This is a genomic window from Halomonas sp. BC04 (genome assembly GCF_000568385.1).
This window is the reverse complement of record NZ_AZQX01000093.1, coordinates 1-8,014: the sequence shown is the minus strand read 5'-3', so window position 1 is coordinate 8,014 and position 8,014 is coordinate 1. Positions and strand designations below refer to the sequence as shown.

Annotated in this window: 8 protein-coding genes and 3 pseudogenes; 2 read left to right on the top strand and 9 right to left on the bottom strand. The window is 64.5% G+C overall.

Going from position 1 to position 8,014, the window contains the following annotated elements:
• Together Q427_RS06955 and Q427_RS29845 are read right to left on the bottom strand one after the other, a co-directional pair.
• A pseudogene (locus Q427_RS06955) lies at positions 1 to 204 on the bottom strand (lysine 2,3-aminomutase); the annotation flags it as partial.
• Positions 201 to 650: a DUF2798 domain-containing protein gene (locus tag Q427_RS29845; RefSeq protein ID WP_081785868.1), complete on the bottom strand. Its 450-nt coding sequence runs from the start codon at positions 648 to 650 to the stop codon at positions 201 to 203. The pseudogene Q427_RS06955 and the gene Q427_RS29845, both read right to left, overlap by 4 nt.
• A gap of 147 nt (positions 651 to 797) precedes the next feature.
• On the opposite strand from Q427_RS29845, the gene Q427_RS06945 reads away from it, so the two are divergent.
• Entirely contained in the window at positions 798 to 1,325 is a 528-nt protein-coding gene (locus Q427_RS06945) for a macro domain-containing protein (protein ID WP_043512312.1), read from the top strand.
• Positions 1,326 to 1,348: 23 nt separating this feature from the next.
• Here Q427_RS06945 and Q427_RS06940 read toward each other — a convergent pair.
• From Q427_RS06940 to Q427_RS06930, 3 genes and pseudogenes are all read right to left on the bottom strand, one after another.
• Positions 1,349 to 2,652 (bottom strand): annotated as a pseudogene (locus tag Q427_RS06940) (TRAP transporter large permease).
• A complete protein-coding gene (locus tag Q427_RS06935) occupies positions 2,642 to 3,121 on the bottom strand; it encodes a TRAP transporter small permease (protein WP_043512309.1) in 480 nt (159 codons plus the stop codon). The pseudogene Q427_RS06940 and the gene Q427_RS06935 overlap by 11 nt, the downstream one beginning before the upstream one ends.
• Positions 3,122 to 3,175: 54 nt before the next feature.
• The gene (locus Q427_RS06930) at positions 3,176 to 4,198 is read right to left on the bottom strand and encodes a DctP family TRAP transporter solute-binding subunit (protein WP_043512307.1); all 1,023 of its coding nucleotides are present in this window, start codon (positions 4,196 to 4,198) and stop codon (positions 3,176 to 3,178) included.
• A gap of 200 nt (positions 4,199 to 4,398) precedes the next feature.
• Here Q427_RS06930 and Q427_RS06925 point away from each other — a divergent pair, with 200 nt between their 5' ends.
• Positions 4,399 to 5,256, top strand: a complete 858-nt coding sequence (locus Q427_RS06925) for a DMT family transporter (protein WP_043512306.1) — start codon at positions 4,399 to 4,401, stop codon at positions 5,254 to 5,256.
• Here Q427_RS06925 and Q427_RS06920 read toward each other — a convergent pair.
• From Q427_RS06920 to Q427_RS29840, 4 genes and pseudogenes are all read right to left on the bottom strand, one after another.
• Entirely contained in the window at positions 5,242 to 5,778 is a 537-nt protein-coding gene (locus Q427_RS06920) for a DUF192 domain-containing protein (RefSeq protein ID WP_043512303.1), read from the bottom strand. The two genes, Q427_RS06925 and Q427_RS06920, sit on opposite strands and share 15 nt — an antisense overlap.
• A gap of 9 nt (positions 5,779 to 5,787) precedes the next feature.
• Positions 5,788 to 6,927 carry an ABC transporter ATP-binding protein gene (locus Q427_RS06915; RefSeq protein ID WP_051496195.1) on the bottom strand — a complete coding sequence of 380 codons (1,140 nt, stop codon included), beginning with the start codon at positions 6,925 to 6,927 and terminating at the stop codon, positions 5,788 to 5,790.
• Entirely contained in the window at positions 6,920 to 7,588 is a 669-nt protein-coding gene (gene modB / locus Q427_RS06910; protein WP_043512298.1) for a molybdate ABC transporter permease subunit, read from the bottom strand. The genes Q427_RS06915 and modB overlap by 8 nt, the downstream gene beginning before the upstream one ends.
• Positions 7,589 to 7,682: 94 nt before the next feature.
• Positions 7,683 to 7,940 (bottom strand): annotated as a pseudogene (locus Q427_RS29840) (substrate-binding domain-containing protein); the annotation flags it as partial.
• Positions 7,941 to 8,014: the final 74 nt, after the last annotated feature.

Below are 8,014 nucleotides of genomic sequence, written 5' to 3'. Positions count from 1 at the left end.
ATCGATCAATTCATCGATGACATACTCATTGACGCGAAACGGCAGCACCTGGCTGACAACCCGCATATCGAAACGCAGGTTTTCAGGCAGACTCTGAATCGCCTCGATCTTGTCCAGTTGACGATGGGTATAGACCTTGAACTGACGGGCCTCGAACGCTTCGGCACCCGGATCGCCGAGATCGATGCTGACTCGCTGGTTCATTGTCTCCTCCTTTTGTGGTGGGCCACGGCCGTGAAACCTGAGCTGCGCTGCACGGACGCCGACACGCCGACCTGAGGTCGGCGAGCCGCGGCAATTTTGGGGAGCACATTGGTACCGGCTAGGCAGGAAAGTTGCAAGCTTTTGCTGCTATTTGCAACGAATGTCGCGACAAGTGGACCAAAGTGCAACGATTCGTTCTTATCGAAACTGCACCGCTCAGGCTTTTTCACCAGACGCCCAACAAGTCGCTGTAGCCGTGGCGCCCCGAGAAGGATCAACGCGAAAGCCACCGGCCAGGCAATATAGAAAGCACGCCACCAACGTGCCAGGAAGCCATTGTCCAGGCCGGTATTGACCCAGGTAATGACGAACGTCATCAGGGTGACCATGTAGATGGACATCAGCAGGGAAAACAGCAGGGGCGCATAGCGTGGCGAGACAAACATGCCGAAACTCCAAGATAATTTTCGCATAAGCATATAGCCAAAGGTGCCGCCATGCGACCCCTTGCTCCTCCACTACCGGCCCACCAGACTTGAATCCACCCGCTCCTGACAGCCAGACTGGCATGACCAAGGTGAGGGAGAAGGATTATGAGTTCATCTACCCGCGTCGAATGCCAGCAAGGCGATATCGTTCAGCAGCACGACATGGATGCCGTAGTGAATGCCGCCAATGCGGAATTACGCCCCGGCGGGGGTGTCGCCGGGGCACTGCACCGGGCCGCCGGCCCGGAGCTGGACAAGGCGTGCCGGTCGCTGGCGCCCATTGCGCCGGGCCAGGCGGTGATCACCGACGCCTTCGAACTACCCAATCAGTATGTGATCCACTGCCTGGGGCCAGTCTATGGCGTCGACTCACCCGCCGACGAACTCCTGGCAGCCTGCTACTACAATGCGCTGCGGCTCGCCGAATGGGAGAATATCAATTCCATTGCCTTCCCATCGATTTCGACCGGTGCCTTTGGCTACCCTGCCGCCGAGGCCGCTCGCATTGCCCTCTCCACCGTTATCCAGCAGCTGCCAAATTTTCCCAATATTGAGCGGGTTCGCTTCGTGCTGTTCGACTCGGATACCGCCGAGCTGTATCAACGTACGTTGGCCTCGTTCAACGAGTCCTAGGTGCAATGACTCCTGGGTAATGCCTAGACGTTGTAGCCCAGCACACCGGGCAACCACAGGGCGATCTGGGGAAAGATCGCCACCAGCGCCAGGGCGCTGGCCATGGCCAGCACGAACAGCAAAGCCCAGCCCACGGTCTGCTCCAGGCGAATCTTGGCGATCTCGGTGGTCACCATCAGGTTGACCGCCACCGGCGGAGTGAACTGGCCGATGGCGATGTTCATGGCCAGCAGGATGCCGAACCACACCGGATTCCAGCCGAAGTGCTGCATGACGGGAATCAGGATCGGCATCATGATGAGGTAGATGGAGATGGCGTCGAGCAGCATGCCGGCCACCAGCACGGCCAGCATGATCAGGACCAGCAGCAGTACACCGCTGTCGGAAAGGCCGATGATCCACTCCGCCAGGTGACGGAAGGTACCGAGCATGGTGCCCGCCCAGGCGAAGATCCCGGCCAGGGCGATGATCAGCATCACCACACCCGAGATCACCGCGGCCTCGCCGAGCAGTGTCCAGAGATCACGCAACTTTATCTCCCGGGTCAGGAACAGCCCCACCAGGCGCCGTAGGCCACGGCCACCACGGCGGCCTCGGTGGGAGTAAAAAGCCCAGAGCGCAGCCCGCCAAGGATCAGCACCGGCGCAAACAGCGCCGGCAACGCCTGTTTGAAGCTCTCCCCGATCTTCGGCGGCTCGGCCCCCTCAACCGGCGCGCCACCCTCCCAACCGTAGCGCCTGGACACCAGCAGTGCCGGCACCAGCAGCGCCAGCCCGGCCAGAATGCCGGGAAACAAGCCGGCGGCAAAGAGCGCCCGAAGATCGACGCCGGGCACCACGATGGAATAGAGAATCAGCGCCACGGAGGGCGGAATCAGGATCGCCGTGGAAGCCGACGCAGCAATCAGCGTCGCCGAAAAGGGCTTGGGATAGCCGGCCTTGGTCATGCTCGGCAACATCACCATAGCCACGGCGGCAGCATCCGCCGGCCCCGAGCCACTCATGCCCCCCATGATCATGCAGACCAGTACTGCCACCAGCGCCAACCCGCCGTGGCGCGGTCCGATCAGTGCCTGGGCGAAACGCACCAGCCGCAGGGCCACACCGGCGCGCTCGAAGATCAGGCCGGTCATGATGAACAGCGGAATGGCGATCAGTGGGTATTTGGCGATGCTGTTATAGGTGTTGGTGCCCAGGGTCGCCAGCATCGCAGGCGACAGCCCCGCCATGATGCCAACGGCACCGGCCAGGGCCAGCGAGAAGGCCACCGGCACGCCGGCGATCAACAGCCCGGCAAAGGCCAGGATCATCCACAGATCAGGACTCATCCTCGAGCCTCCCGCTCAGACGGTCACGGGTCTGCTGCGTCAGCCGTACCAGCATGGCTGCCGACAGCAGTGGCAGCCACAGCAGGTACCACCACTGGGGCAGGCCCAGCCCCGGCGACAGCGACTGCCACTGGTACTCTTCCCAGGTCAGCTTGGCGCCGAACCAGGTGATCAGCCCCAGTACGAGGGCGCCGCACAGCCACTGGAAGAGAATGAGCACCTTGCGCGGGCCTGCCGGCAAGGCTCGCTCCAGCAGGCCGATACGAATATGACCGTTACGTCGCAGTGCCACCGAGGCCCCCGCGAAGGTCAGCACCACCAGCAGGAATACCGAGAACTCCTCGGTGAAGGCCAGGGAACCGCCGGTGACGTAGCGCGTAATGACATTGCCCAGGCTGATCAGCGAAATGATCGCCAGCGCCAGGGAGCCCAGCCAGCGTTCCGGCCGGGCATCGGGAGAGAATTTCATGCAAGCCTCGCGAAGAGCGGACCGACCCCGTGCCGGGGCCGGTCTCAGCCGGGATCAGCGCGCCTCGATGGCGGCACGAGCCGCTTCGACCAGTTCCTTGCCGATCCGCGGGATCCACTTGTCGTGGACGCTGGCGGTGGCATTGACGAAGGCACGATGCTGCGCTTCAGTCAGTTCGGTCACCTGAACACCGCGCTCCTGGATGGCGGCCAGACGCTCGCTCTCCTGCTCACGGGTCATGGCGATCTCCCACTCGCCGGCTTCAATGGCGGTTTCACGCAGGATCTCCTGCTCCTCCTCGTCCAGTGAGTCCCAGATACGCTGGTTGACGGCAAAGATCAGCGGATCGTTCATGTAGTTCCAGAGCGTCAGGTACTCCTGGCCCACCTGGTCGATCCGCGCCACGTCGAACACCGATAGCGGGTTCTCCTGGCCGTCCACGGCTCCCGTGGTCAACGCCGGCTGGGCGTCGGTCCAGCTCATCTGGGTAGGATCGGCGCCTAGCGCGTTGAAGGTATCCTGGAACAGCGGCGAGCCAACCACGCGAATCTTCAGCCCGTTGAGGTCACCCGGCTCACTGATGGGGCCACGGGAGTTGGAGACCTGGCGAAAGCCGTTCTCACCCCAGGCGAGTGGCACCACGCCACGGGACTCGATGGCCTCGAAAATCATCTCGCCGGCCTCCCCGCCGGTCACGGCGTCCACCGCCGCCTCGTCGGGCATGAAGAAAGGCAGGGAGAAGATGTTGAGCTCCGGCACCTGGGGCGACCAGTTGATGGTCGAGCCCACGGCCATGTCGATCAGTCCCGAGCGCATGGCGGAAAACTCGCGGGTCTGGTCACCGGCAACCAGCTGGGAATTGGGGTAGACGCGCAGGGTCAGGCTACCCTCGGTGCGCTCCTCCACGAGCTCGGCCCACTTCTCGGCCGCCTGCCCCCAGGGGAAAGCATCGGACAGCACGGTGGAAACGGAAAGCTCGCGGGCCTGAACCGAGGAAGAGACCGAAAGCGAAGCGGTGAGCACGGCGGTGCCGGCCAGTACCGCGGCAAAGCGAGTAAGACGACTAGCGGATGTCATGACGTGTCCTTGCAGCAAAGGGCCGGTTCGGAGAAGAGCGGCCGCGATTATCGTTCTGGATTGATACCGTCCGGGATCAAGTTACGCTTCAATATTCTACGAAGCCCCGCGTTGAATGATAGACCGTCATGGGTATAACGCGACGCTCCCCCGACTTCGCTGCTACCCTCGCCGGGCCGTACCATCAAGGAAACTCGCTCGTGCCGCTTCGCGACCTGCTACTGGGCCTGGTGATCGTCACCATCTGGGCCCTGAACATCATCGTCATCAAGCTGGGAGTCGCTGAGCTCCCGCCTCTGCTTCTGACTACCCTGCGCTTCATCCTGGTTGCCGCCCTGCTGGTGCCCTTCCACCCGGTTGCCCGGCATCAGCTTCCCTTCCTGTTGCTGCTGTCAGTCACCTTCGGCACGCTTCACTTTGCCCTGCTGTTCATCGGACTGGGCGAGGCCGAGGCGGGTACCGGGGCACTGCTGGTACAGATGGGTACGCCTTTTGCCACCCTGCTGGCAGTGATCTTCCTGGGCGAGCGCTTGAGCGCCAAACGCATCGTGGGTCTCGCGTTGTCATTCGGTGGCGTGGTGATACTCGCCGGCGGCCCCAGCCTGCCCTCAGCGCTGCCCATGGCCCTGCTGCTGCTCAGCGCCCTGGGCTGGGCAATCTCACAGCTGCTGATCAAGAAGGGCCCCAATATCGCACCCATGGCGCTGGCGGGCTGGGTCGCGCTATTTGCCATTCCGCAGGTTGGCCTGGGTTCCTGGTGGTTCGAGCGGGGCCAGATGGAGGCCATCGGCCAGGCGGGTCTGTTCGGCTGGGGAGCAGTCTTCTATACCGCCGTGATGTCGTCGATTGTTGCCTACGGACTATGGTACGGCCTCTTGCGCCGCCACGCGGTCAGCCGACTGGCGCCGCTAAGCCTGCTCGTGCCCGCGGGCGCAGTGGTGCTGGGCATCGTGCTGCTGGGAGAGCAGCTCAATGCCCATATCGCGTTTGGCGGCGCCATGGTCATCGCCGGCGTGGCGCTCATCGTGATTCGCTTTCGGGCGTTACTTGGCCGCTGAGCAGCCGTCCAGACGACCCGGCCAGTCAACGCAGGCACCCGGCTCGATGCCACGCTCGGTGAAATAGCCTGCATTCACCTCCAGCGCGGCCTGATAGTAGGCACCGGCCAGTGTCGCCGGGCACTCCCGCGGATTCTCCGAAGGACAGGGCACCATGGTATGAATCGTGGCAATACGGCCGTGGACATCAATGAAGGCGATGTCCAACGGAATACGGGTGCGATACATCCAGAAACCGCTCCGCGGGGGCTGAATGCGCTCGTAGAGAAACAGCATGCCCGCATCGGGCGCCAGTGAATCACGATCCATCAGCCCGATGCGACGCTCGTCCGCTGTTCGTGCCATCTCCACCTCGAGCCGAAAGACCTCCTGCCCGGCCTTGATCAGCAGGGGCTGGCGCTCCAGGGATGTCGTCGACTCGGCCACGGCGGGCCAGCGCCAGGTCAGCGTGGCCGCGACCGCGAGAAGGAGCACCAGCAGGATCGTGCGGGTCGAGGCAACCGGGCGTTGAAGGGGGTGCATGACGCCTCCTCAGTGATCGGGAGTGTGGGGCAGCAGATGGATCCCTGCGGCAAGCAGTGACACCTGTACCCATTCGCCACGGGCGAGACCATTGCGCCGTGCCGCATGGGTGGCAATATCGAAGCGCAGGGTATCGGGGCCATGATTGAAGACCAGCGTCAGCGATGTCATGCCACCCAGCACGACCAACTCGCCGATGCACCCCGTCACCGGGTTCTCCCTTTCACCGCGCGACGGCCGGCCGCGGCGGTGCAGCACCACGTCGGAATCGGGCAGGTACCAGGCGACTCGCTGCCCGGGCTCCAGCGCCTCCAGGCCATGGTCCACCTGCAGGTGCCAAGGCCCCCAAGCCAGCCTCCGCTGTCCCTCGACCGTCACGACCCGGCCCTCGAAGATATTATGACGATCCAGCAGTCGCGCCACTTCGGCACTGGCCGGGTGGCGAAACAGACTCTCGGGAACATCGCACTGCAGCGTACGGCCACCATGAAGCACGCAGATTCGGTCCGCCAGTGCCACCGCCTCATCCAGGTCATGGGTCACGAGCAGAATCGGGATGTGGATCTGCTCGCGCAGCAGGGCCAGTTCGCGCTGCAGACGACGGCGTGTCACCTGGTCCACCGCCGAAAAGGGCTCGTCCAGCAGCAGCGCCCGTGGCTCCCGTGCCAACGCCCGGGCCAACGCCACCCGCTGGCGCTGGCCGCCGGAGAGCTGGGACGGATAGCGCCCGGCCAGCCCTTCCAGGCGCATCCGGCACAGCCATTCGTCGGCACAGGCGTTGCGGCGACTGGGGTCGAGATGGCCCAGCGCCACCTTGACGTTGTCCCGGGCACAAAGGTGGGGGAACAGCGCATAGTCCTGAAACACGACCCCCACCCGACGCTTCTGGGGCCTGCGAACAACGCCATGGGCGGTATCCAGCCAGGTCTCGCCGGCACAGTCGATGTGCCCCTCGGCCGGCCGGTAGAGGCCGGCAATGGCACGTAGCAGGGTCGTCTTGCCGCTGCCCGAGGGCCCCACCAGGGCCAGCAGCTCTCCCCGTTCACAGGCGAAATTCGCCGCCAGCGGGATCGGCCCGGCCTGGTGCAGCGAGACCGTCAACCGCCCCGACCCAGCCGAGACCGGCGATGTAACGGGCGAATCAGGCATGCCGCCACCTCCGACGACCCGCCAGCCCATAGACCACGCCGATGGTCAGGAACGATACCAGCAGCAGCATGGCCGACATGATGCCGGCGCCGGTCTCGTCGAAGGCCTGGACTCGATCATAGATGGCGATGGACAGGGTGCGGGTCTCGCCGTCGATGGCGCCGCCCACCATCAGGATGACACCGAACTCGCCCAGGGTATGGGCGAAGGTCAGCGCCAGGGCAGAGATCACGCCGGGCCACACCAGCGGCAGCTCGATCCGCAGGAAGGTCTGCCAGGGAGTCAGCCCGCTGCACCAGGCCGCCTCGCTGAGGTTGGCGGGTATCGCCTCGAAGGCACGCTGGATCGGCTGCACGGCAAAGGGAAGGCTGGCCACCAGTGAGGCGAGCAGAATACCGGTAAAGGTGAAGTTGAGCCCCTCCCCGGTCAGCCGATGCCAGAAGGCGCCGAACGGGGCGTCGCGACCGAAGCTCATCATCAGGTAAAACCCCAGCACCGTGGGTGGCATGACCAGCGGCAGCGCCACCAGCGCCTCGCACAGCGACTTGCCGCGAAAGCGCGCTCTGGCCAGGGCACGTCCCAGCCAGAGTCCCAACGGGATCAGCAGCAGACAGGTCATCGCCGCCAGGCGCAGGGAGACCGAGAGTGCCGTCCAGTCCATCAGGCGCCTCGGTGCCGGTGTCTTCCCCGGGCAGGCGAAAGCCGTAGCCCTCCAATAGCTCGCGGGCTTCGTCCTGCTGGAGCCAGTGATAGAAGGCCCGGGCGGTATCGCCGGCACCCTTGACCAGCGCCATGCGCTGTACCAGCGGTTCATGCCACTCCTCGGGAATCAGCACGAAGTCGCTGCGCTCGGCCAGTTGCGGCGCCAGCGCCAGGGACCAGGCCACCAGACCGCCACGTGCGTCGTCGGAGAGGGCGAACTGGGCCGCCTGGGAGACGTTCTCGCCGAGTATTCGCAGGGAGGCACTATCCGACCACAGGCCGGCATGCTCCAGCGCCTGCCTGGCCGCCACGCCGTAGGGAGCATGGTCGGGATTGGCCAGGGCAATGCGTGGCCGCCCCTCGCCGCGTGCGTGGACCTCCCGGG